Raw genomic sequence first — 23,300 nt, forward strand, 5'->3', positions numbered from 1 at the left:
TCGACTCACCCAACAACCCCAAATTTGGCGCCTATATATTCGCGCAGAGAAGGCTGCACAAGCGTAATCCGCGCGCGTTTCACGCAATTGTTAATGCCGCGCGGGCGATCCTCAGCAAAGCCTTCCATAGCAAGGGCGCGGGCGAATTCGCACATGATTCGCTGCGCTTGGGCGTCGCCGCCCATTGTGCCTCAGGCCTTTCTCGTGGCTAATCCAGTTGTGTCATTGGTGGGCAGCACACCATTGGGGGTCCGGTGAGCAGACTGTATCTGTTGAGGCATGCGAAGGCTGGCTGGGCCCTTCCCGGCGTGCGCGACTTCGATCGCCCGCTCGACGCAACCGGCATTGCCGATGCCGAAATGATGGGGACTGCGATGCGTGCCCGCAACTACATCCCCGATATCACGCTCTGCTCCAACGCCAAGCGGGCGCGCCAGACGCTGGAAGGCATCGCCGGCCACACCGATACCGGCCGGGTGCTGTTCTTCGACACGCTCTACAGCGAGGATGCCGCCGGCTACCTCGCCATCATCCGCAGCAACGGCGGCCCCGGCTCGCTGCTGGTCATCGGCCACAATCCGATGACGGAAGACCTTGCCATGGCGGTCTCGGGCGACGGCGACGAGGCTGCTCGGGCCATCATGAACCATGGTTTCCCGACATCCGGCCTTGCGGTCGTGCGCTTCAGCGGCAACCTTGCGGAAGCCTCGCAAGGCGCCGGCTACCTCGAAGCCTTCCTGACGCCCGTCGATCTCTGAGCCGAGCCGGCCGAGGCCGGGCGCCATTTCAAACTTGAACCGCAAAGCCTATATCGGCGCAAGAGCACGCCTGAGAGAACAGATTTTGGCATCATCGCTGACCACTTTCACCGACGAAGCGAGAATTGCCCTGGATACGCTGTCGGGGCGTGCGAGCGGGCTTTTTTCGCCGTCGCTTCGGCTGGGCGTCACCGGCCTGTCCCGGGCCGGCAAGACGGTGTTCATCTCGGCTCTCGTCCACAATCTCATCCATGGCGGGCGCCTGCCGCTCTTCGAGGCGCAGAAGTCGGGCCGGATCGCGCGCGCCTTCCTCGAGGAACAGCCGGACGATGCCGTGCCGCGTTTTCAGTACGAGGACCATATCTCCGCCCTGGTCAACGACCGCACCTGGCCGGACTCGACGCGCGCCATTTCGGAACTCAGGCTCACCATCGAATATGAGTCTGCCTCCGGTTGGAACCGGATGTTTTCCAGCGGCCGATTGTCGGTCGACATCGTCGACTACCCCGGCGAATGGCTGCTCGACCTGCCGCTGCTCGGCAAATCCTTCGCCGATTTTTCGCGCGAGGCGTTCGAGATGGCGATGCTGCCGGTGCGGGCCGACGTGTCGCAGGACTGGCGGACGCTGTCGGCGACCATCGACCCCAATGCCGATGCCTACGAGATGACGGCGCGGCGCCTCGCCGAGAGTTTTGCCGCCTACCTCAAGGCCTGCAAGCTCGACGAGCGGGCGCTTTCGACCTTGCCGCCCGGCCGTTTCCTGATGCCTGGCGACCTCGAGGGATCGCCGGCGCTGACCTTCGCGCCCTTGCTGCTCAAGGGTGAGAAACGGCCGCGCTCCGGCTCGCTGCAAGCGATGATGGAGCGCCGCTACGAGGCCTACAAGACGCATGTGGTGAAACCGTTCTTCCGCGAACACATCACCCGCCTCGACCGCCAGATCGTGGTGATCGACGCCATGCAGGCGTTGAACGCCGGCCCCGGCGCGATGGCCGACCTGGAACGCGCGGTGACCGAAATCCTCTCCTGTTTCCGTCCTGGCCGAGGCAATTTCCTCACCAACCTGTTTTCACGCCGCATCGACCGCATCCTGGTTGCCGCGACCAAGGCCGACCATTTGCATCACGAAAGCCATGACCGGCTGCAGGCAATCGTGCGGCGGCTTGCCGACCGCGCCGTGGCGCGGGCAAATTTCACCGGCGCCGATGTCGACGTGGTCGCCATGGCGGCGGTGCGCGCGACGCGCGAAGGCACGGTCAAGCAAGGCCGCGACACCCTGCCGGTGATCATCGGCACGCCGCTGAAAGGCGAGAAGATCAACGACGAAACCTTCGATGGCAAAACCGAAACCGCGATATTTCCGGGGGACTTGCCGGAAAAAATTGATGCGGTTTTCGACGTTTCCGAATCTGACCATCGGCAGAGCAGCGACGATCCGGCGATCCGTTTCGTGCGCTTTCGCCCGCCAAAGCTCGAACGCACCGCCGAAGGCGTCACGCTGTCGCTGCCGCATATCAGGCTCGACCGCGCCTTGCAGTTCCTGATCGGAGACCATCTGGCATGACCGCGGCCCGCAGACCGGCAGCTTTCCGCATCGAGCCGGAGGCCGAACCGAAGCAGGAAACGCGCCGCCCCCATGCCGAGCCGCCGCGCAAGCCGCGCACCGTCGTCGTGCCGGCCGAGATCGATGTCTTCGACGAACCCGACATTGTCGCCGCCGAACCGCCGCCGGCGACCGCGCCGCGCAGGCGCTCGCTGTTTGCCAGCCTGTTTTTCGGCGCGGTCGGCGTGCTGGTTTCGCTCGCCGTCGGCCTGTGGACCGACCAACTCATCCGCGACCTGTTCGAGCGCGCAGAGTGGCTGGGGTGGCTGGCAGCGGGAATGGCCGCAATTGCCGTGTTGGCGCTCGCGGTCGTGCTGGTGCGGGAATTCCTGGCTATTGCCCGGCTGGCCGAGGTCGAAAAACTGCAAAAGCGGGCGCTCGATGCCGTGGCGCGCGACGATCCGAAGGCTGCAAGGGCCGTCGTCGAAGAGCTTTCGGCCTTTGTCGCTGCGAAACCCGAAACCGCGGCCGGCAGGCGCTCCCTGGCCGAATTGCGCGGCGAGATCATCGACGGCGGCAATCTGGTGCGACTGGCCGAGGCCGAGATTCTCGGGCCGCTCGATGCGAGAGCCAAGGTGATGATCCTCGAAACAGCCAAACGCGTGTCGCTGGTCACCGCCGTCAGCCCCCGCGCACTAGTAGACGTTGCCTATGTCGTGTTCGAGGCCGGGCGCCTGATCCGCCGCTTGTCCGAACTCTACGGCGGCAGGCCGGGCACGCTGGGCTTTTTCCGGCTGGCGCGCAGCGTTCTTGCCCATCTGGCGGTGACCGGCTCGATCGCCGTCGGCGACAGCTTCGTCCAGCAGATCGTCGGCCATGGCCTTGCCGCCCGGCTGTCGGCGAAACTCGGCGAAGGCGTGGTAAACGGCATGATGACGGCGCGTATCGGCATCGCTGCCATGGAGACGGCGCGGCCCCTGCCCTTCATTGCCGGCAGGCGGCCGGGTATGGGCGATTTCCTGTCGGCGCTGACCTCGTTTGCGGCCAAAAAAGAGAATGAAGCACCCGCCTCGAGCAAGTAAACGCCCGCTCGCGGTCACCAAGCATTAACCAATCTTGTTCATGGTCGTCCAACAACAGCCTCCTTGTTGCCGGGTGTCGTCTATGAAAAGCGTAATCTTGTCCTGCGTCCTGCCCCTGGTCGCGCTTGCAGCACCTCTGGGCCCGACCGGGAAAGCCTTTGCAGCGGAGCCCGACAAGCAGTTCTTCCGCACCGTTGAAGGCAAATGGGTCGGCCCGGGCGAAATCATCGCCGGCAAATACAAGGGCACGAAGTTCACCTGCAGCTTCGACGGCTCGACGCCGGACAACAAGACCGGCATGACGCTCGATGGCGACTGCCGCGTCGGTGTCTTCACCCAGAAAATGTCGGCGACCGTCGAGCGCAAGGGCCGCGACTACAAGGGCAATTTCATGGGCGGCGCCGCGGGGTCGGGCCTGGACATCATCGGCGGCAACGTGGTCGATGCCCGCAAAGTCGTCTTCACCATCAACCGCAACCAGCTGCGCGGCGTGATGCAGGCCCGCATTCCCGACGACAATTCGATGACGGTGACCATCGCCGTGCGCGTCGACCAGCAGCTGGTGCCGGTCATCGGTATGAGCCTCAAGCGCGTCGATGCCGTCGAAGTTGGCTCCATCGCCAAAAACTGACTCTCAAGCGGTTCCCCCAAAAAGCGCGGAACGGGGTTGCACTGCGCGATAGCTGAGCTGTTCCGCTCAGCTCGATGTCGGGAAATGACAGGCCACCTTGCGGCCGGGTCGGCGCTCCTCAAGCACGGGCCGCTCGGTGCGGCACCTTTCTGCCGCGATCGGACATGTGGCGCGCAACCGACGATGTCAGCGTCTCCGACGGCCCAAGCCACAGCAAGGCCAACGTGTCAGGGTCCTGTGCGTGCCGGCCGTCCTTCGTGTCAGCGCGATGCGCTCTAAGAACACCAGCAAAAAAGGCGGCGGCTACTCGAGCCACCGCCTTTCTCAATTTCCGAACGAAGAATCAGCCCTTGATGGCGGCCGTCAGCTCGTCATAGGCCTTGCAGGCGTCGGCCGGCGTGGTGGCGCCCTGATATTTGGTCGTCACAGCCTGCACCTTGGCGGTCAGGTCGGCGGCCTTGGACGGATCCTTGGTGATCGCCTCCTGCAGCGCGGCGGTCATCTCCTGCGCCTTCTTGGCCGCAATCTCCTGCGTGCATTCAGGCGCCTTCGAACAGGCCGATGCGGCAAGCATGGCGACACCCACGCCGACGAGCAAAAACTTCTTTATGTCAGTCATTCTCCTCACGAAGGCAGAACTTGATCGTCGCTGCCTTCCAACGGCCGAAGCCTGGCGTCCCATAGCCGCCGATTGCGGCAAAACGCAACGTGTGCGGCGCATAAACTTGTGCAGCGCTGCTGCAACGGCGCGGACGGCCTGATTGAGGCCGCCCGTGTCAGACGAAGCAAGGTTTCAGCCACGAGGCTGCAGCAGCGCCAGTGCGGCCGTCGCCGCGGCAAGGACGGCGGTTAGGGTCAAAGGCCCCGTAGCGCCATAGGTGTCCACGACATAACCGCCGACAACCGCACCGACGGTGATGGCAACCTGGAAGGAAGTGACCATCAGGCTGCCTGCTGCTTCCAGCGCATCAGGCGCCGCGCGGGACATATTGGTCGGCAGCACAACCGGCGCCATGCCGAAGGCGAAGCCCCACAGCGTAACAAAGCCGAAGGCAACGCCGGTTTGCGCGCCCCAAAGCACCAAAGCGAGTGCCGCAAACGCCATCAACGCGGCGGTAACTGCGAGGGCCATGTGGATGTTGGTGTCGGCCAGGCGGCCACCGGCAATATTGCCGATCACAGCGGCGATGCCGAACCCGAGCAACGCCAGGGCAATCGGCCCGGTTGTGAGGAGCGTCACCTGTTCGAGGAACGGGCGCACATAGACCGAGCCGGCAAAATGCCCGGTCATCAGCAGAACAATGGCAAGCATGCCGAGTTGGATGCCACGCCGCCGTGTCAGCCGAAAGACGTCTGCAAGGCTGTTGCTTGCCGCCGCAGGCAAGGTCGGCAGGCTGAGAAGCTGCAGCAGCATGGCAAGCGCGGCCAGCCCCGCCGTCATGGCCATCGCGCTGCGCCATCCCAGCCAGTCGCTGATCAACGCACCCATCGACGGCGCGGCAATGGTGGCGAGCGAGACGCCGAGGGTGACGATCGCCATGCCTCGACCTGTCGCATTGGCGCCGACCAGCCGCGCCACGACGGCAACGGAAAGTGCCCAGAAAGCGCTGAGAGCAATCCCCAGCCCGGCCCGGCCCAGCAACAACAGCCAGAAATTGGGCGCCAGCGCCGCAAGAATATTGGAACCGACCGCCAGGGCCATGAGGCCAACCAGCACCGCCTTGCGGTTCAATCGGCCGATGAGAACATTGCTCAACATGGCCGTCACGGCGCCAACGGAAGCGGTGGCGGTGACGACCTGTCCGGCAGTTCCCTCGCTGATGCCGAGATCGCGCGCCATCGGCGTCAACAGACCTGCCGGCAAGAACTCGGCTGACACCAGGGCAAAGCTGGTGGCCGCCAATGATAGGACCGCAAACCATGTGGCCGCGCTCCACGCGGCTGGTGCATCGGCATCAAGGCCGATGGCGGCGTCTTCAAGCTGTAATGTTGTGTCAGTCACGGAAAGATCTCCACAGTTGGAGATCTTAGATAGGCGAGTCCGTCCGGATGTTATGTACCTTAAAATCCGAAATTCATATCCATTCGTCCGGGAATTGTGCGGCGCACAACGCCTGGCGAGACATTGGTGATGCGCTTAAACGCGCGGGCGAAGGAAGCCTCGGAATCATAGCCCAAACGGGTAGCGACTTCGGCAACAGACAAGCCGTTTTGGCCCAGCAATTCGCGGGCAAGCTGCATGCGCAGGCGGGCGAGATAATGTGCGGCGCCCTCCCCCAATACCGCGCTGAAGCGCTCGGCGAAAATCGAACGCGATTGGCCTGCCACGCCGGCCAGGCTTCCCAGCGTCCAGCTGTGGCCGGGGTCGCGATGCATGGCCGCCAGAGCGCGCCCTATATGGGGGTCGCGGATGGCTGCAAGCCAACCGATGGTCGAGGCGCCGTTGCAATTGACCCAGCAGCGTATGAGCCTGGCTGTCAGCAAATCCGCCATACGCGACAGGATGGTGGCGCTGCCCATCTGCGGTTGCGCGGCCTCCACCGTCATGGCCGCCAGCAAAGGGCCGACCATCGGGTCATTGCCGGCCACGTCGCAACCCTTGATGAGAGGCGGCATCAACGTGATCAACGGATTGAGCGCATAGGAGCCGAGAGACATGGAGCCGCAGAAAAGGGTGCTTGTCGCGCCCGTTCCCTGCCGTATCACTTCGCAAACGTTGCCGCCCAACTTGATCACCTGGCAGCCCTCGAGCGAATCGCCCACCACGTCCGGCGCACTCGCCAGCCGATGGGCGATGCCTTGCGGCAGCAGCACCAGATCGCCATCGCGCAACTCCTGCCAGCCTTGCGCTTCGGTGTGAATCCAGCATGGACCCTGGCCGACAAAGTGAAAACGAAGCAGTTGTTGTTGCGGAAAGTCTATGCTCCATGGGTGCCGGAGTTCGCAGCGGCCATAGTTGACGCCACTCAAGCGAAAGTCTTGCAGAACTTCGCTGAGCGCATCCATCGGGATATGTGGCAGCGGCGACGGCCGGGACGAATAATCAGGCATTTGTCAGATATAGATACCGGCCGTCCGACAGGCAAGCGCAGACTGTTGTTCCACCGGGGAATCGCTGCCGCGGCACCCTACCCATCCTGGCAGGCTTCCCGCCCTTGCCTCCCGCTCCCGGTGCATGCAAGGAGTGCTGTCGGACACAGGGACAAGAGGCATGGCAGCGGAAGCATCGGGCAGCGATCTCATTCAGGTGGTGGCGCTGCTTGCCGCAGGCGTCGTCGCCGTTCCGATCTTCAAACGCATGGGGCTGGGCTCGATCCTCGGCTATCTCGCCGCGGGCGTGGTCATCGGCCCGTTCGGTATTGGCATTTTTTCCGAATCGGAAGCCATCCTGCATGTCGCCGAACTCGGCGTGGTCATGTTCCTGTTCATCATCGGGCTGGAGATGCAGCCGTCGCGGCTATGGGGCCTGCGCCGCGAGATTTTCGGCCTCGGTGCGCTGCAGGTCGGCGTCTGCGCCTTGCTGCTCACCGGTGTTGGTCTCGCCGGCGGCTTTCCGATCGCGCAATCCTTCGTTGCCGGCGCCGGTTTCGTCCTAACCTCGACGGCTATCGTCATGCAGCTTCTGGAAGAGCGCGGCGAGATGGCGAGCCCCAAGGGCCAGCGCATCGTTTCCATCCTGCTGCTCGAGGATCTGGCAATCGTGCCGCTTCTGGCGCTGGTCGCCTTCCTGGCGCCGGGCGGCGCCGAGATGACCCTGCAGCAGAGGCTGGCCGAGGTCGGCATCGGTCTTGGCGCCATCGTCGGGCTGGTGGTGGCCGGCCGCTATCTGCTCAATCCGTTCTTCCGCATCCTGGCCGACGCCAAGGCGCGCGAGGTGATGACGGCGGCAGCACTTCTGGTCGTGCTGGGGTCGGCGCTGGTCATGCAGCTTTCCGGCCTGTCGATGGCGATGGGCGCGTTCCTGGCCGGCGTGCTGTTGTCGGAATCGACTTTCCGCCACCAGCTGGAGGCCGACGTCGAGCCATTCCGCGGCATCCTGCTTGGCCTGTTCTTCCTCGCCGTCGGCATGTCGCTCGACCTGCATGTGGTGGCCGACAACTGGCGGCTGATCGCCGTCTATGTCGTCGCCTACATGGCGATGAATGCGCTCGGCATCTATCTCGTCGCCCGCATGCTGAAGAGCGGTCATCGTGAAGCGCTGGAACGCGCCGTGATCATGGCGCAAGGCGGCGAATTCGCCTTCGTCCTCTATTCGGCCGCGGCGGCGGTTGGCATCATCGACAGCCGGGCCAACGCAACGCTGACCGCTATCATCATCATCTCCATGGTGCTGACGCCGCTGGCCATCATTGCGCTCAAATATTTGACGCCGCGCGACGAGCAGTCGCTTGAAGGCGTCGACATCGCCGACGGCCTTACCGGCAGCGTGCTGGTCATCGGCTTCGGCCGTTTCGGCCAGATCGCGAGCCAGCCGCTTTTGTTGCGCGGCATCGATGTGTCGATCATCGACAATGATGTCGAAATGATACAGGCGGCCGCCGATTTCGGCTTCAAGGTCTACTATGGCGACGGCACGCGGCTCGACATTCTGCGCGCCGCAGGTGCAGGCCGCGCGCGCGCCGTGCTGATCTGCGTCGACAAGCCGGACGCCACGGTGCGCATGGCGGAACTGATCAAGGCGGAGTTCCCGTTGCTGACTGTCCTGGCGCGTGCCTTCGATCGCGGCACCGCCCTGTCGCTCATCCGCGCCGGGGTCGACTTCCAGCTGCGCGAGACCTTCGAATCGGCCCTCGTCTTCGGCGGTTCCGCGCTCGAGGTTTTGGGCGTCGAGCCGGAAGATGTCGCCGATGTCATCGAGGATGTGCGACGGCGCGACAATGCCCGACTGGAGACGCAGCTGGCCGAAGGCGTCCGCGCCGGGCAACGTTTCCTCAGGGGCAATACCGGCACGCCGATCCCGACGCCGCTGACGCAACCGCGCCGGCCCGGCCAGGCGCTGAACGAAGAGACGGCCGGCGTGCTGCACAAGCCCGAGCCCGCCGATCAGGGGGAAAGCTGATGACCGCATCGGATGAGCGCGCGCTCGCCGTCACCAAATTCTGGCGCGAGGCCGGCGAAGACGCGTGGTTCGAGAAGAACGACGTCTTCGACGCGGATTTCCGCAGCAGGTTTCTCGACCTGCACTTTGCCGCCGCGCGGCGCGAGTGCGACGCATGGTCGGAGCATGCCGAGGGTTCGCTGGCGCTGATGATCCTGCTCGACCAGTTTCCGCGCAACTGCTTTCGCGGCTCAGGCCATATGTACGCCACCGATCCGCTGGCACGGCACTTTGCCGCCAAGGCGATTGCGGCCGGCCATGACCTTTCGCTGGAAGAAAACCTGCGCGTCTTCCTGTACCTGCCCTACGAACATTCGGAACTGCCCGCCGACCAGGACAGATCGGTCGAGCTCACCACCGCCAGGGCGCCGGAGTATGTGAAATACGCCATCGAGCACCGCGACATCATCCAGCGCTTCGGCCGCTTTCCGCACAGGAACAAGATGCTTGGCCGCGAGACGACGGCGGACGAACAGGCATTTCTCGATGGCGGCGGCTTCTCCGGTTAACCCAGCCACCAATCGCGGCCGGAAGCCAGCCGCTCTATGCCTGACGTATCGACGGCGCTGAGCCGCTCGGTCACGCTCCTGCCGCCCACCGCCAGATCCGGCGCGATCTCTGCCAAGGGCGCCAGCACGAAGGCGCGCTCCACCATTCGGGGATGCGGCACCTCCAGCCCGGTTTCGTGGATTGTGCGGTCGCCGAACACCAATATGTCGATGTCGATCAGGCGCGGACCCCAGCGCTCCTCGCGCACCCGCTTCAGCTTGCGCTCGGCCTCGAGGCAGAGGTCGAGCAGCGCCCTTGGCGCCAGCGAGGTCGAGATTTCGGCAGCGGCGTTGAGGAAATCCGGCTGGTCGAGCTTGCCCCAGGGCGGCGTGCGGTAAAGTGAGGAGACGGCGACGACGCGCGTGCTCTCGTCGGCGTCGAGCAGGCGCAGCGCCGCCGCCATCGAGGCCGAGGGATCGCCGAGATTGCCGCCAAGGCTGAGATAGACCGTGTTATTGTTACTCTGGCCAGACAACGGTCACCTCGACATAATCGAGCACGCCGGGCACCGGTGCGTTGGGTTTGCGCACGGTGATCTCGGCCTTCCTGATCTGCGGGAACCGTGAAGTCAGCGCCTTCGCCACTTCGAGCGCCAGCGCCTCGATCAGGAAGCGGCGATGTCCAGTGACGATCTTTTCAATCACCGTGAAGGCGATGCCGTAATTGACGGTGTCCTCGATGGAATCATCCTCCAGCGGGCGGCTGGGCTCGACCGTCAACTCGGCATCGACATAAAAACGCTGGCCAAGCGCCTCTTCCTCATCCAGCACGCCGTGCCGGGCAAAGAAGGCGCAGTTCTTCATGCGGATGACGTACATTTCTTAGTGTCCTGGGCTCAGCGTCCTGGCTTTTCGCGCGCCAGCATAGCATCGCCGACCGCCAGTGCGTCCACGTTGATTGCGACATCGTGGACGCGAAACAGATCGGCGCCCTTCAGCCTCAGAATGACACTGGTGGCTGCCGTCCCGGCGGCGCGCGCGCCGGCTTCGCGGCCGGTGACGGTGCCGATGAAGCGTTTTCTGGAGGTGCCGGCCATCAAGGGAAAACCGAGCTCCTTAAGCTCGGAAAACCGCGCCATCAGGTCGAGGTTTTCCTCAGCCGTCTCCTTGGCGAAGCCGAAGCCGGCATCGAGTACGATATGATCGTCCGCAACGCCGCTGCGCCTGGCGACTTCCAGCGAAGCCTTGAGGAACAAAAACTGGTCGGCGATGACGTCGGGCAGTTTTTGCCGCCCGCGCCCGGTATGCATGATGACCAGTCCGGCGCCGGTCTCGGCGGCGACGCGGGCGATGCCGGGTTCACGCTGCAAGCCCCAGACATCGTTGACGATATGCGCGCCGGCGGCGACGGCGAGGCGCGCGGTTTCCTCGCGATAGGTGTCGACCGAAATCAGGGCTTCGCCTGAACTGGCGAGCGCGGCGATGACCGGCAGGATGCGGGCCCGCTCTTCTTCAGGCGTCACGGGCGAGGCGCCGGGGCGCGTCGATTCCCCGCCGATATCGACGACGGCGGCGCCTTCTTCCACCATGCGGTGCGCCTGCGCCACCGCCTGGTCAGGCGTGATGAACAGTCCGCCATCCGAAAAACTGTCGGGCGTGACGTTGAGAATGCCGACCACAATGGCTTTCTCGCCAAAGTCGAGATGGCACTTATGCGCCAGTTGCCATCGCCTTGTCGTCATTGTCCTTCAACCATGTGTCTCATTGGCATGTGGCTCATTGGCATGTGGCTCATCGAGCGCTTGCAATCCATCAACGATGCGTGATCGGTGGAAGATCAATTCCGTTGCGCCGGCAACGGCCGTAAAGCAAGGTGAGTGAAGAGGCAACATGATGAAACGACCCCTGCTCTGCGCCCTGATGCTGGCTTTGACCGTCCTGCCGGCGAATGCTGCCAATCTGGTGAAGACTTACAGCTATTTTGCCATCGGCGGCAGCACGCTCGATGACATCGAGACGCAATTGTCGAAGCATGGACCCGAGGTGAAAAGCACCGGGATGCGGCATCCAGGCGCCACCCAGATGGCGTTCACCACCCGCATCAGCTACGCGCAAACCGCAGACACCTGCCGCATCGCCAAGGCCGCCGTTACCGTCAAGGTCAAGGTCATCCTTCCGGAGTGGCGCAGGCCGCGCAAGGCCGATCCCGATGTCAGACTGTTCTGGGACACGCTGTCGGCCGACATCAAGCGCCATGAGGAGCGTCATGTCGAGATCGCCAAGAACCACGGCCGTCTGCTCGAAGACGCGCTGAACGCGAGCTTTGCGCAAAAGACCTGCGCCGGGGCAAAGGCGAAGGCGGCGCAGATCACCGCGGCCGAACTCGCCAGGCATGACCAGGACCAATTGCGCTTCGACCGCGTGGAAGGCGTGAATTTCGAAAGCCGCATCCTGCGGCTGCTGCGCTACCGCATGCAGCGCGTCGAGAAGGGCCAGCTTCCGCCCGGCTGAAACACGGACTGATACCAAGCCAATTCTGCCGAAACATGAGGCCAGCCCCAGAAAATTTTCGGGCATAGGTCGAAATCGGCCTAAACGGGACGACATATGTCAGGCTCGCAAGATATGTCAGGCTGGCAAGGCGCGAGCTTCGAAACACCAGATCAAGACCAATTGAGGCGGCGCGTAGCGGAGCGGCCATTTGGCGCCGCGCAATCGCTCTCAAACTTTATGGATGAAATGATATGGACCAAGCTGTCGACAAGCCGGCTAGGCTGCCTCCCGCCGCACCGCTGACGGAAAGCGAGAAGAACGTCATCATCGCCGGCATCCTTTTGTCGATGCTGTTGGCGGCGCTCGACCAAACAATCGTCGCGCCGGCCATGCCGACCATCGGGCGTTCGCTCGGCCATGCCGACTACCTGCCGTGGATCGTGACCGGCTATCTCCTGACGGCGACGGCCATGGCGCCGCTCTACGGCAAGATTTCCGACGTCTATGGCCGCCGGCCGACCGTCTATGCGGCGATCCTGATCTTCCTTCTGGGATCGCTGGTCAGCGCCATGGCCCCCAACATGTTCGTGTTGGTTGTCGGCCGGGCGATCCAGGGTGCGGGCGGCGGCGGCCTGTTCGCCCTGGCGCAGATCGTCATCGGCGACCTGGTGCCGCCGCGTGAACGCGCGCGTTATGCCGCCTGGATTTCGGGCACCTGGGCTGTCGCCAGCATCGCCGGGCCTTTGCTCGGCGGCGGATTTGCCGAACATCTGCATTGGTCGCTGATCTTCTGGATCAATATCCCGCTCGGCATCTTGGCCATGGCCATCATCAACAAGCCGCTGCGCAAACTGCCGGTCGCCGCAAAGCGGCATCGCATCGACGCGCTGGGCGCGCTGCTTCTGGTGGTGGCGACGGCATTGCTGCTTTTGGCCCTCAATTGGGGCGGCAGCGCCTATCCATGGGTCTCCCGCGAGATCGTCGGCCTGCTCGCCTGTTCGGCGGTCTTCTGGGGTGCGTTCGCGCTCAGGCTGATGCGTGCGGCCGAGCCGCTGATTTCGCTTGAAGTGCTGAGCAATCCGATCGTGCTTGCCGGCACGGCGTCGATGTTTCTGCTGCAGGCGGCCAATATCGGCCTGTCGGTGTACCTGCCGGTCTATCTGCAGTCGATCATCGGCCTGTCGGTCAGCCAGTCGGGCCTTGCCATGCTCGGCCTGCTGCTCGGAACGGTCGCCGGCGCGACGTTCAGCGGCCGCACGATACCGCGCTTCTTCCACTACAAGCGTATCGCCATGGTCGGCGTTCTCTTCGCCATTATCTGTCTTGGCGTGCTCAGCTTGGTCGCCGGCCGCGCCTCGCTGCTGGTGGTCGAGCTCTTGACCATCTGCATCGGCCTTGGAAGCGGCACCACCTTCCCGGTCGCCACCGTATCGGTGCAGAACGCCGTCGACCGCGCGCATCTCGGCGTTGCCACCGGCGCGCTGACCTTCCTGCGTTCGCTGGGCAGCGCGCTCGGTGTCGCCATGCTCGGCGCCGTCGCGCTCGGCTATGGCCTGCCGCTTGCCGGCGAAGGCGCGCCGGCTGCCGGACAGATCGTCTCGGCGACGCCCTTCATGATGATCTTCCTTGCCGCGGCCGTCACGCTCGTGCTGGCGCTGATCACGCTGGCGCTGATGCCGGAGAAGTCACTGCGCGGCCGCGACGACGCCGAGGCGCCGGTCGTTCTGGTGGAGTGATCCGGAAAGCCCTGTAGGACCTACTCCACGACGCCGAGCTTCTTCTGCAGGCTCGTCGACGACGTCGTGTACTGGAAGACGATGCGTTCGCCGGGGCTGATGATGCGCTTGGCGGCCTGCGCCATCAGCGCCACCTCGTGAAAACCCGACAGGATCAGCTTCAGCTTGCCTGGGTACCAGTTGATATCGCCGACGGCAAAGATGCCTGGCACGGAGGTCTGGAATTTCTCGGTATCGACCGGAATGAGGTTCTCATGAAGGTTGAGCCCCCATTCGGCGATCGGGCCCAGCTTCATGGTCAGGCCGAAGAACGGCAGCATACGCGTGCACGGCACCTCGATGTCGCCGTCGGGCCCGCCCTTGATGGTAGCAGAGGCCAGCTCGCCATCGGCGCCGGTCAGGCCGCTCACCTGGCCGACCCGGAACTCCAGCTGCTTCATCTCCTGCATGGCGTACATCTTGTTGACGCTGTCGGGCGCCGCCCTGAATTCCGGCCGGCGATGGACCAGTGTCACGCTTTTTGCCACCGGCTGCAGGTTCAGCGTCCAGTCGAGTGCGGAATCGCCGCCACCGACGATGACGAGGTCGTGGCCGCGGAATTCCTCCATACGGCGCACCGAATAGAAGACGCTCCTGCCCTCATAGGCCTCGATGCCGGGAATGGGCGGCCGTTTGGGCTGGAACGAGCCGCCACCGGCGGCGATCACCACCACCTTGGCTTCGAACACCTCGTTCTCGTCGGTGGTGACCCGAAATGAGCCGTCGTCCAGCTTTTCCAGGCTGGAGACCATGCGGTTGAAGGTAAAATCCGGCTTGAACGGGTGAATTTGCTCGAGCAGTTTGTCGACCAGCCCTTGCGCCGAGATCGAGGGCCAGCCTGGAATGTCGTAGATCGGCTTTTCCGGATAGAGTTCGGCGCATTGGCCGCCGGGCCGGTCGAGGATATCGATCAGATGGCACTTCATGTCAAAGAGGCCGAGTTCGAACACGGCGAACAGGCCGACCGGCCCCGCCCCGACAATGAGTGCGTCCGTCTTGATTATATCGGTCATGCCAGGCGAGCCTCATTGTCAAACTGGGGCGAAACTGGCGCGAGACTGCATGAGCATTGGCCCGCTGCCAAGCGGCGGCGGGAAAAATCAGATGGTACGGGAGATCAACCCTGGCGAGCCGGCACGCGCACGACGAGGCCGTCAAGCGCGTCGCGCACCTTGATCTGGCAGGACAGCCGCGAGTTCGGCTGGACGTCATAGGCGAAGTCCAGCATGTCCTCTTCCATCGCCTCCGGCTCGCCGACCTCGGCCGTCCAGGCTTCGTCGACATAGACATGGCAGGTCGCGCAGGCGCAGGCGCCGCCGCATTCTGCCTCGATGCCCGGCACCGCGCTACGGATCGCATTCTCCATGACGGTCGAGCCGTTTTCGGCCTCGACATCGAAAGGAGTGCCGTCATGGGCAATGAAGGTCAGCTTGGTCATTTGTCACCTGAAGGGAGTCCCAGCCGAGATAATCACTCCGCCGGACAAGTCAACTGCCGCGCGAAAGCGCCGCTTTGTGACGTTTTTTCGGAAAGCTGGCCAAAGCACGCCCTGGCCCCGTCGATTCATCCCGGTGGCCGCTGCCGAGCGGCAGCCATTACCGGCTGATGGCGGCGATGAAATCGCGCACTTCCTCGATCAGGGCGCCGAGGCGCTTGAGGATGCGCGCATCTTCCGGCTGCTGTTCGATCGAGGTGGCGCAGTCGGCGATGGCGAAGGCGCCGACCCCGCGCGCCGAACCTTTCAGCCCATGCGCCAGAAGCAGTCGCTCCCTGACGTCGGCATCGACTATTCTGTCCCGGACGGAAAGCGCCTGCTGTACGAACAGTGCCAATACCTCCTGTTCGAGGGCGCGATCGCCCATTGTCTGACGGGCCAGGTGGGCCAGATCCACTGGGCGCGAACGGGCCGGTCCCGACGCATCGCCGCCCGGCATTGAGAAGGCAATGCCGCTTTCACCGCGTACCAATTTGAAACTCCTTGTGCCGATCGCCGAAAAAACTAAGCGATTTCCGTCGCCAACGCGTTAATGAATGGGCTGGAAAATTGTTGCCGCTGAGGCGGTTAGATCACGTTGTCGTTAACCTTATATTTAAAGTTTTACGTATCTCGCGGAATGCATGTTTTCTTTACCCCTGTGTGTCATTACGATACGAAGGTCCATTTTCAGCCTCCTGCGTGGGATAAGACGAGCCAGAATCAGGCAAAAATAAGAAGTCCCTCGGCAGCTAGTACAGGGTAGCGAAGGCATGGCGAAGAAACCAACGACGACCAGAACTCTCGACAGCGACGTAGCCAGGGAACTCGAAAAGGCACTAGACCTCGATCTCAGCGGAGACGGCAGCGGCGATCTCGATATTGCGGCGTCGATGGAAGATCTGGAAGCGCAGATATCGCAGGCCGCGGACGAACTGGCGCGCGAAGGCCGCCCCCAGAAGCCCGCCCCCGCTCAAAACGCGCCCGTCCAACAAAACCAGAGTGCGAAGCCGGCAGCCAAGCCCGCCGAGCTGCGCCCGGTCGAATCGCGCAACAGCGCTCAGCCAGCCGGCTTCAAGCCGGCAAACGATGACCGCCAAAAAGATTACAAGACGCTGCTGCACAGCCTCAACCGGCGCGCGTCGAGCACGATCTATTGGGTCGTGGCGTTCGTGTCGCTGGCCTGGATCGCCGGCGCCGGCGGCCTCGCCAATCTGCTGTTTGGCCCCAGCATCTGGAAAATTCGTACGTTCGATCAAATCCTGGCCCGCCCTGAACTGATCGGCCTGGCGATCGCGGCAATCATACCGGTCGTCCTGTTTTGGGCCTTCGCGGCGATGATCCGCCGCGCGCAGGAAATGCGCATTGCCGCGCAGTCGATGACGGAGGTGGCTTTCCGCTTGGCGGAGCCGGAAAACCTCGCCCAAGACCGCGTGATGATGATCGGCCAGGCCGTTCGCCGTGAAGTGGCGGCGATGGGCGAAGGCATCGAGCGCACGCTGGCGCGCGCCGTCGAGCTCGAAACTCTGGTCCACAGCGAGGTCAACCAGATCGAACGCTCCTATTCGGAGAATGAATCGCGCATCCGGTCGCTGGTCGACGGGCTGGGCAGCGAGCGCGAAGCCGTCGTCACTCATGCCGAGCGCGTGCGCGCCTCGATCACCGGCGCGCATGAAACGCTGAAGGACGAGATCGGCGCCGCCTCCGACATTATTCGCGACTCTATCCTCAACGCGTCGACCAAGCTGTCGATGACGATCACCAATTCCGGCGACACGCTGATTGACCGCATCAATGAAAGCTCGATGTCGATCTTCGATTCGGTCGAAACCCGGCTGGATTCGATCACCGACAGGCTGTCGACATCGGGCGAAGCCTTTGCTTCGCTGCTCGACACCCGCATCGCCAAGCTGACGGACACCACAGACGGCCTAACCCGGTCGCTGACCGACCTGCTCGACGACCGCACCACCGGTATGGTGTCGCTGCTCGGCGGAGCCGCCCGCACCCTGAGCTCGGAATTCGAGTCCAGCCTGAACGGCATCGAGCGGACGCTGGCCGAGCGCGGCCAGGCGCTGATCAGCGAATTCCAGACCCGCGCCGAAGCACTCGATACCGGCACGCAGAAGCTCAACGCCGCGCTCGAGGCGCGCGCCCGCCAGATCAACGAAACGCTGGTCGAGCGCGCCCGCGAGATCGCCCACACCTTTGCCGAGAGCAAGGATCATTTGTCGGCCATGATCGATCAGGGCAAGACCCAGATCGGCGCCGACATGGCCGACATCGTCTCGTCGACCTCGTCGATGCTCGAAGCCCGCGCCAGCGATTTCGCTGGCCGGATGGAAGCCGCCCGCCATGTCGTGTCGCGCTCATTCGACACCGACATCCAGCGTCTTGCCGATGCCCGCGTCGGCATCGAGGACGCCGTCGAAAACCACAGCCGCAAGCTGTCCGAAAGCCGCGAACGCATGGCGGCTGCCATGCAGGCGGACTTGGCGAAGTTCGCCGAGGGCCGCGCCGGCATCGATGCGGCCGTAACCAACCAGGTGCAGAAGCTGGCCGAAGGCCGCAACCTGATCTCGCGCGCCCTGGAAGAGGATCTACGCAAGGTCAACGAGTCGCGCGCCGCCATCGACGCGTCGCTGGGAAGCCATCTCGAGCGGCTTGAAGAAGGCCGCAACCGGCTCAACCAGGCTTTGCATGAAGACTCCGGAAAACTGGTGCAAGCCCGTACGATGATTGACGAAATGGTCGCCGGACATGTCGGTAAACTGGCCGAAGGCCGCAACATTCTGTCGCGCGCCCTGGAAGCCGATCTCGGCAAGCTCGCCGACAGCCGCGCGTCGATTGACGGGCTGGTCGCCGGCCAGGTTGAAAAGATCGCCGAAGGCCGCGCCATCCTGACCAAGGCGCTCGAAAACGACATTATCGGCATCAAGGGCGTGATCGAGAACCACTCGGCGAAACTGGCCGAGGACCGCACCGAACTCAGCAAGGCGCTGGAGAACGACCTATCCGGCATCAGGGGCCTGCTCTCCGACCATTCGAGCCGGCTTGCCGACGATCGTGGCCTGTTGTCACAGACGCTCGAGGCCGACCTCGCCAAGCTCGCCGAGAGCCGGTCGAGCATCGACGGGCTGGTCGCCGGCCAGGTCGAGAAGCTGGCCGAGGGGCGCGATATCCTCAAGCGCGCGCTCGAAGCCGACCTCAACACCATCAAGGGTGCCATCGCGGGTCATTCCGACAAGGTGGCGGAAGAGCGCGGTCAGCTTTCCAGGGCACTGGAGGCCGATCTGCAGAATGTGAACAGCCTGATCGCCGACCACTCGAACCGGCTTGTTCAGGATCGTTCGACGCTATCCCAGGCGCTTAAGGATGACCTTCAGAATGTGAACAGCCTGATCACCGACCACTCGAGCCGGCTTGTCCAGGATCGTTCGACGCTATCCCAGGCGCTTCAGGACGATTTGCACAATGTCAGCGGCATCATGGCCGATCATCAAAACAGGCTCGTCCAGGACCGTTCGGCGCTCTCAAAGGCACTGGAAGACGACATCGCCAAGCTGGCGGAGAGCCGCTCCAACATCGATGGGCTGGTCGCCGGACAGGTCGAGAAGCTCGCCGAGGGCCGAGACATCCTCACACGGGCGCTCGAAGCCGATCTCAATGCGATCAGGAGCGCCATTGCCGACCAGTCGCAGAAGCTGAGCGAAAACCGTGGCGAGTTCGCACGGGTGTTGGAAGCGGATTTGGAAAATGTCAACAGCCTGATCGAGGGTCACAGCGACAAGCTCGTCCGGGATCGCGCGACGCTGTCGAAGGCTCTCGAGGACGACCTCGCCAAGCTGGCCGAGAGCCGGTCGAGCATCGACGGACTGGTCGCAGGCCAGGTCGAGAAGCTGGCCGAGGGCCGAGACATCCTGAAACGTGCGCTGGAAGCCGACCTGCAGAAGCTGTCGGCAAGCCGCGGTGAGGTTGACGACATCATCGCCGGCCATGTCGGCAAGCTGGCCGAAGGCCGCAACATGTTGACCCAGGCGCTGGAAGACGATCTGGCAAAGCTCGCCGACATACGCAAGGACGTCGACCGCTCTCTGTCGGGCCATATCGACCAGATTGCCGGCAGAAGCACCGATATCTCGGCGGCAATCGCTGCCGATGTCGAGAAAATCGAGCAGGCCTTCAGCAAGCAGACCGGCATCATCGAAGAGCGCGCCGGAACCATGGAGCGCGCGTTGTCGGTGGGTGTCGACAATGTCCGCAGCGTGCTTGAAAAGAGCGCCGTCTTCGTTGCCGGCGCGCTCCGTGAGAAGGTGATGGAAGTCACCAGCGCGCTGCACGAACAGGCCGGTGCTGCCTTCAGTGATGCCGACCGCAAGATCGCCGAGCGTGCCGAGCAGACCTCGGCCGCCCTTTTGGCCCGGGCCGAGGACATCGCCCGCACCTTCGAGGACGCGGATCGCCGTCTGCACGCACGTGCCGAGGACACATCGAGCGCCCTGCTTGCTCGCGCCGAGGATACGACGAATGCTTTGCTTGCTCGCGCCGAAGACACAACGAGCGTGCTGCTTGCCCGGCATGACGAGACGTCGAACTCGCTGCTCGCCCGCGCCGAAGAAACGGCTGGACGGCTGGCTGCCCGCGCCGGCGAGATCGCCGGCACGTTCGACGCCGCCGACCAGAAGCTGGTCGCCCGCGCGGTCGAGACGGCGCAGTCGCTGGCCGACCGCGCCGGCGACATCCTGCGTAACTTCGAGGGCGCCGACCAGCGGCTGAGCATGCGCATCGGCGAATCCGCCGAAGCGCTGGCCGCCCGCGCCTCCGACCTTGGCCGCATCTTCGACGCCGCCGACCAACAGCTGATCTCGCGCATCGCCGAGGGTTCGGACGCGCTGTCAGCCCGCGCCACCGAGATCAGCCGCATCTTCGACGAGGCCGATCACCGCCTGGTGTCGCGCATCGCCGACTCCACTTCGACGATCGGCGAGCATGCCGACAACATCGTTGGCGCCTTCGCCAGCACCGAGCAGCGTGTTGCCGAACGTGCACGCCAGACCGGCCAGGAACTTGCCGTCCACGCCCGCGAGATGGAGCAGGCTCTTGCCGGGGCCGACGAGCGGCTGGCCGCGAGCGTTGCGTCCGCAGCTTCGCGCGTCGAGGAACAGGTCGCCAGCGTCGAGAACCGCCTTCTTTATACGACGGAGACAATGGGCCAGAAGCTCAACGAGCAGGTTTCCAGCGCAGAAGCTCAACTGATCTCGCGCGCCAACACGATTGCGGAGACTTTTACCGCGGTCGGCCAGCACATCGGCCAGAGCACCAACGACGCTGCCAAGACCATCGGCACCAATACCCGCGAGCTCAATACGATGCTGGCGGCGCGTTCGGCCGAGATGGCGAAGATCCTGGACGAAACCGCGCGGCCGCTGGTGGAGCGCTTCGCCCAGGGCGGCTCGGAACTGCAAAAGAGCATGGAAGAGGTCACCGAACGCGCGACCGAGAAGCTGCGCAGCGAAAATGCCGCCCTCGTCAACGCGCTCGCCAGCCGCACCGCCGAAACGCTGTCGGCCGTCGAAGGCGCGCGCTCGTCGCTCGCCGATAGCGTCGCCGACCTCATCGGCCGCATGAGCGTCTCCAGCTCGCAGCTTGGTGAGCTGATCGAACAGGCGGCGATCAACCTCGGCCAGGTTGACGAACGTCTGAGCGGCAGCACGCAAAGCTTCGCGGCAACCACCGAAAAGGCGGCGCAGACCTTCGCCAGCTCGGCACGCCTGGTCGATTCGAACACGACGCGGCTTACCGAACTGTCGTCGTCGACCCTGCGCGAAGTGGCCTCGATCGCCACCAAGTTCGACGAGCACAGCCGCTTGCTGTCCTCGGCTTCGGATCTGTTGAGCTCGGCGCAGAGCAATCTGGAGCACACGCTTGAGCGGCAATCGTCGCTCGAAGATCTCGCCGTCGGCCTGGTCAAGAAGTCGGAAGACCTCGAGAAGGTGATGCGTTCGTTCGAAAACCTTGTCGGCCAGACGATGCAGAATGCCGAAGGTAAGACGCTGGAATCAGCCGACAAGATCCGCATCGCCATAACGGAAGTGGTCGATTCGGCAACCAGCCGGTTCGCCGATGCGACCGAGGAGATGCGGCGCACCGCAAGCTCGATCAAGAGCGAGCTCGACCTCACCCGCGCCGAGCTCAAGAAGGGCGTCATCGAAATGCCGGAAGAGGCCAAGGAATCGACCTCGGCGATCCGCCGTGCAGTTGCCGAGCAGATCAACGCGCTCAAGGAACTTTCGGATATCGTTGCGAAATCGGGACGTGGCGGCGACAATGCCGAACCGCGCGCCCTGCGCCCGGCGCCTCAGGCGCCAGTGCAGCGCCCGGCCGAGCCGGTACGCCGCCCGCCGCCGGCGCCACAGCCGGAACGCCCTGCTCCGCAGGCGCCGCTCGGCGGCCTGCGTGGCACGCTCGATATCGAACGCCCCGCCGAAGCACCGCGCCAGCGCGACGCCAACGCCCGCACGCCGCAAGGCGGCTGGGTGCGCGATCTCCTGACCGGAGCATCGCGCGAGGAGGAAGTCGCCACGCCGGCAGCGCCCGCGGAAGCACCGCGCGCGGCTCCCGCCCAGCGCTCGCCCCTGCATGTCATGGAGTCGCTCAACTCGCTCTCGGTCGATATCGCCCGGGCGATCGACCACGACGCCTCTATCGAGCTGTGGAACCGCTACCGGCGCGGCGAGCGTGACGTGTTCACGCGCCGCCTCTACACGCTCAAGGGCCAGCAGACCTTTGACGAAATCCGCCGCAAATATCAGGCCGAGGCGGAGTTCCGCGCCGCCGTCGACCGCTACTGCGACGATTTCGAGAAGCTGCTCAAGGACGTCTCGCGCAACGACCGCGACAACATCATGGCGCAGACCTACCTGACGTCGGACACCGGCAAGGTCTACACCATGCTGGCCCATGCGAGCGGCCGTTTGCACTGATTGAGGCGACACCACAGACACAGAAAAGGCGGGAAGTTCCCGCCTTTTCTTTGTGCAAAATCGTCGGTCTGCGCTGCCCCTCATCCGCCTGCCGGCACCTTCTCCCGTATAGCGACGGGGTGAAGGGAGATGGCATCAGCCTCGCCGCCATACTGCGACGGTGACAATTGGCGAAATCATTGGCGATGGCGTTCTTTCTCCCGTCACTATACGGGGAGAAATGCCCGGCAGCGCAATGAGGGTCAGCGCGGACCTGCGATGTTTGGTCGAGTGCTGGCTTAACGCGACGAACGATCGTTCGAAGCCTCGACCGGCTCAGATAACCGAATCCGTCCAGCCCACGATATCCTTCGCCGCCTCGCCGAAGGCGCTGTCGAGCGCGCTGACATAGGCCGGATTGCCGCCGCCCGAGACGGGAGCGGATGCGGTGAAGCTCTTCGAGGCGCGCACCTCGCCGTTGCGGTCGTTCAGGATGCGCACGAAGAGATTGACCTCGGCATGCTCGCCACCATTGACGCGGACTTCGAAGGAGCGGATCTCGACGATCACCTGGTAGTCGATCGCCAGCCCCTCGCCCGGCTTGCCGACGCCGGCAAAGCTTCCGGAGCGCTGGAAGGTTTCGGCGAGCCTCGCCTGCACGATCAGCGGCAGCCGGTCGGCCCATTGCGCGCCCTTGAGATACTGGATCGAGCGATCTGACGGCTTGATGACGATGTTCTGGCTGTCCAGCGCCTTGAGCGCGGATGGCTGGGCGATCAGGATCTGGCGGCGGCTGTGGCCATGGGCGTCGATCGACGGGGCGGACAGCTCGAACGTATCGAGCGGCGCCGGCTTGCCTCCCAATGCCGCGCAACCAGCCAGCGTCAGGCCAAGCAAAACGGCCGCCGATCTATACCCACCCAACCCGAACGTCACGCGTGATCCCCACTGTCCCCGGATCGTATGATGAATCCGCATCCGCGGTCCATGTAATTG

The 23,300-nt window shown here is 64.0% G+C and carries 20 protein-coding genes; 9 read left to right on the top strand and 11 right to left on the bottom strand.

Annotated elements, in window-relative coordinates:
- Positions 1-5: 5 nt before the first annotated feature.
- Positions 6-185, bottom strand: a complete 180-nt coding sequence (locus NKH54_RS12760; RefSeq protein ID WP_023696495.1) for a hypothetical protein — start codon at positions 183-185, stop codon at positions 6-8.
- Between the two features lie 69 nt (positions 186-254).
- On the opposite strand from NKH54_RS12760, the gene NKH54_RS12765 reads away from it, so the two are divergent.
- The 4 genes from NKH54_RS12765 to NKH54_RS12780 all read left to right on the top strand — a co-directional run bounded on the left by NKH54_RS12765 (position 255) and on the right by NKH54_RS12780 (position 4,014).
- Positions 255-758 (top strand): SixA phosphatase family protein, encoded by a 504-nt coding sequence (locus NKH54_RS12765; protein WP_353028326.1) that lies wholly within the window; start codon positions 255-257, stop codon positions 756-758.
- Positions 759-843: 85 nt separating this feature from the next.
- Entirely contained in the window at positions 844-2,322 is a 1,479-nt protein-coding gene (locus NKH54_RS12770) for a YcjX family GTP-binding protein (protein ID WP_353028327.1), read from the top strand.
- A complete protein-coding gene (locus NKH54_RS12775; RefSeq protein WP_353028328.1) occupies positions 2,319-3,383 on the top strand; it encodes a YcjF family protein in 1,065 nt (354 codons plus the stop codon). The genes NKH54_RS12770 and NKH54_RS12775 overlap by 4 nt, the downstream gene beginning before the upstream one ends.
- An 82-nt stretch (positions 3,384-3,465) precedes the next feature.
- Positions 3,466-4,014, top strand: a complete 549-nt coding sequence (locus NKH54_RS12780; protein ID WP_023673495.1) for a hypothetical protein — start codon at positions 3,466-3,468, stop codon at positions 4,012-4,014.
- Between the two features lie 343 nt (positions 4,015-4,357).
- Here the strand turns inward: NKH54_RS12780 and NKH54_RS12785 are convergent, their stop codons facing one another.
- The 3 genes from NKH54_RS12785 to NKH54_RS12795 form a co-directional block, all read right to left on the bottom strand.
- Positions 4,358-4,633 carry a hypothetical protein gene (locus NKH54_RS12785; RefSeq protein WP_353028330.1) on the bottom strand — a complete coding sequence of 92 codons (276 nt, stop codon included), beginning with the start codon at positions 4,631-4,633 and terminating at the stop codon, positions 4,358-4,360.
- A 174-nt stretch (positions 4,634-4,807) separates the two neighbouring features.
- Complete coding sequence (locus NKH54_RS12790) at positions 4,808-6,016, bottom strand: MFS transporter (protein ID WP_023688655.1); 1,209 nt, start codon at positions 6,014-6,016, stop codon at positions 4,808-4,810.
- A 59-nt stretch (positions 6,017-6,075) separates the two neighbouring features.
- Entirely contained in the window at positions 6,076-7,065 is a 990-nt protein-coding gene (locus NKH54_RS12795; protein ID WP_023688656.1) for an AraC family transcriptional regulator, read from the bottom strand.
- 160 nt (positions 7,066-7,225) lie between these two features.
- On the opposite strand from NKH54_RS12795, the gene NKH54_RS12800 reads away from it, so the two are divergent.
- Both NKH54_RS12800 and NKH54_RS12805 read left to right on the top strand, forming a co-directional pair.
- Positions 7,226-9,073 carry a monovalent cation:proton antiporter-2 (CPA2) family protein gene (locus NKH54_RS12800; RefSeq protein WP_353028332.1) on the top strand — a complete coding sequence of 616 codons (1,848 nt, stop codon included), beginning with the start codon at positions 7,226-7,228 and terminating at the stop codon, positions 9,071-9,073.
- Positions 9,073-9,621: a DUF924 family protein gene (locus NKH54_RS12805; protein WP_023673500.1), complete on the top strand. Its 549-nt coding sequence runs from the start codon at positions 9,073-9,075 to the stop codon at positions 9,619-9,621. The genes NKH54_RS12800 and NKH54_RS12805 overlap by 1 nt, the downstream gene beginning before the upstream one ends.
- Here the strand turns inward: NKH54_RS12805 and folK are convergent.
- From folK to folP, 3 genes are read right to left on the bottom strand one after another with little or no spacing between them, the layout of a single operon-like run.
- On the bottom strand, positions 9,618-10,136 hold the full coding sequence (gene folK, locus NKH54_RS12810) for a 2-amino-4-hydroxy-6-hydroxymethyldihydropteridine diphosphokinase (RefSeq protein WP_023685987.1): 519 nt from the start codon (positions 10,134-10,136) through the stop codon (positions 9,618-9,620). The two genes, NKH54_RS12805 and folK, sit on opposite strands and share 4 nt — an antisense overlap.
- Entirely contained in the window at positions 10,120-10,479 is a 360-nt protein-coding gene (gene folB / locus NKH54_RS12815) for a dihydroneopterin aldolase (protein WP_023673502.1), read from the bottom strand. Before folB ends, folK begins: the two co-directional genes overlap by 17 nt.
- 17 nt (positions 10,480-10,496) lie before the next feature.
- Positions 10,497-11,342, bottom strand: a complete 846-nt coding sequence (gene folP, locus NKH54_RS12820; protein WP_353028334.1) for a dihydropteroate synthase — start codon at positions 11,340-11,342, stop codon at positions 10,497-10,499.
- Between the two features lie 148 nt (positions 11,343-11,490).
- On the opposite strand from folP, the gene NKH54_RS12825 reads away from it, so the two are divergent.
- Both NKH54_RS12825 and NKH54_RS12830 read left to right on the top strand, forming a co-directional pair.
- Entirely contained in the window at positions 11,491-12,111 is a 621-nt protein-coding gene (locus tag NKH54_RS12825; protein WP_031208961.1) for a DUF922 domain-containing Zn-dependent protease, read from the top strand.
- Between the two features lie 233 nt (positions 12,112-12,344).
- On the top strand, positions 12,345-13,829 hold the full coding sequence (locus tag NKH54_RS12830) for an MDR family MFS transporter (RefSeq protein WP_023754921.1): 1,485 nt from the start codon (positions 12,345-12,347) through the stop codon (positions 13,827-13,829).
- Between the two features lie 20 nt (positions 13,830-13,849).
- Here the strand turns inward: NKH54_RS12830 and NKH54_RS12835 are convergent, their stop codons facing one another.
- The 3 genes from NKH54_RS12835 to NKH54_RS12845 form a co-directional block, all read right to left on the bottom strand.
- Positions 13,850-14,881, bottom strand: a complete 1,032-nt coding sequence (locus tag NKH54_RS12835; RefSeq protein ID WP_023715858.1) for an NAD(P)/FAD-dependent oxidoreductase — start codon at positions 14,879-14,881, stop codon at positions 13,850-13,852.
- A gap of 104 nt (positions 14,882-14,985) precedes the next feature.
- Positions 14,986-15,306 (bottom strand): 2Fe-2S iron-sulfur cluster-binding protein, encoded by a 321-nt coding sequence (locus NKH54_RS12840; protein WP_023673507.1) that lies wholly within the window; start codon positions 15,304-15,306, stop codon positions 14,986-14,988.
- Between the two features lie 157 nt (positions 15,307-15,463).
- Positions 15,464-15,802 carry an Hpt domain-containing protein gene (locus tag NKH54_RS12845; protein ID WP_023706163.1) on the bottom strand — a complete coding sequence of 113 codons (339 nt, stop codon included), beginning with the start codon at positions 15,800-15,802 and terminating at the stop codon, positions 15,464-15,466.
- A gap of 313 nt (positions 15,803-16,115) precedes the next feature.
- Here NKH54_RS12845 and NKH54_RS12850 point away from each other — a divergent pair, with 313 nt between their 5' ends.
- The gene (locus NKH54_RS12850; RefSeq protein ID WP_353028336.1) at positions 16,116-22,325 is read left to right on the top strand and encodes a kinesin; all 6,210 of its coding nucleotides are present in this window, start codon (positions 16,116-16,118) and stop codon (positions 22,323-22,325) included.
- 315 nt (positions 22,326-22,640) lie between these two features.
- Here the strand turns inward: NKH54_RS12850 and NKH54_RS12855 are convergent, their stop codons facing one another.
- Positions 22,641-23,282 carry an ABC-type transport auxiliary lipoprotein family protein gene (locus NKH54_RS12855; RefSeq protein WP_502907511.1) on the bottom strand — a complete coding sequence of 214 codons (642 nt, stop codon included), beginning with the start codon at positions 23,280-23,282 and terminating at the stop codon, positions 22,641-22,643.
- Between the last annotated feature and the right edge of the window lie 18 nt (positions 23,283-23,300).

This window comes from Mesorhizobium sp. M1004 (genome assembly GCF_040318795.1).
Lineage (GTDB): Bacteria > Pseudomonadota > Alphaproteobacteria > Rhizobiales > Rhizobiaceae > Mesorhizobium.

Coding starts and splice junctions, on each gene's coding strand:
- NKH54_RS12795 (WP_023688656.1), bottom strand. CDS start 7,065: ATGCCTGATTATTCGTCCCGGCCGTCGCCGCTGCCACATATCCCGATG.
- NKH54_RS12780 (WP_023673495.1), top strand. CDS start 3,466: ATGAAAAGCGTAATCTTGTCCTGCGTCCTGCCCCTGGTCGCGCTTGCA.
- NKH54_RS12840 (WP_023673507.1), bottom strand. CDS start 15,306: ATGACCAAGCTGACCTTCATTGCCCATGACGGCACTCCTTTCGATGTC.
- folP (WP_353028334.1), bottom strand. CDS start 11,342: ATGACGACAAGGCGATGGCAACTGGCGCATAAGTGCCATCTCGACTTT.
- NKH54_RS12855 (WP_502907511.1), bottom strand. CDS start 23,282: ATGCGGATTCATCATACGATCCGGGGACAGTGGGGATCACGCGTGACG.
- folB (WP_023673502.1), bottom strand. CDS start 10,479: ATGTACGTCATCCGCATGAAGAACTGCGCCTTCTTTGCCCGGCACGGC.
- NKH54_RS12775 (WP_353028328.1), top strand. CDS start 2,319: ATGACCGCGGCCCGCAGACCGGCAGCTTTCCGCATCGAGCCGGAGGCC.
- NKH54_RS12845 (WP_023706163.1), bottom strand. CDS start 15,802: ATGCCGGGCGGCGATGCGTCGGGACCGGCCCGTTCGCGCCCAGTGGAT.
- NKH54_RS12785 (WP_353028330.1), bottom strand. CDS start 4,633: ATGACTGACATAAAGAAGTTTTTGCTCGTCGGCGTGGGTGTCGCCATG.
- NKH54_RS12760 (WP_023696495.1), bottom strand. CDS start 185: ATGGGCGGCGACGCCCAAGCGCAGCGAATCATGTGCGAATTCGCCCGC.
- NKH54_RS12850 (WP_353028336.1), top strand. CDS start 16,116: ATGGCGAAGAAACCAACGACGACCAGAACTCTCGACAGCGACGTAGCC.
- NKH54_RS12825 (WP_031208961.1), top strand. CDS start 11,491: ATGATGAAACGACCCCTGCTCTGCGCCCTGATGCTGGCTTTGACCGTC.
- NKH54_RS12835 (WP_023715858.1), bottom strand. CDS start 14,881: ATGACCGATATAATCAAGACGGACGCACTCATTGTCGGGGCGGGGCCG.
- NKH54_RS12830 (WP_023754921.1), top strand. CDS start 12,345: ATGGACCAAGCTGTCGACAAGCCGGCTAGGCTGCCTCCCGCCGCACCG.
- NKH54_RS12800 (WP_353028332.1), top strand. CDS start 7,226: ATGGCAGCGGAAGCATCGGGCAGCGATCTCATTCAGGTGGTGGCGCTG.
- NKH54_RS12805 (WP_023673500.1), top strand. CDS start 9,073: ATGACCGCATCGGATGAGCGCGCGCTCGCCGTCACCAAATTCTGGCGC.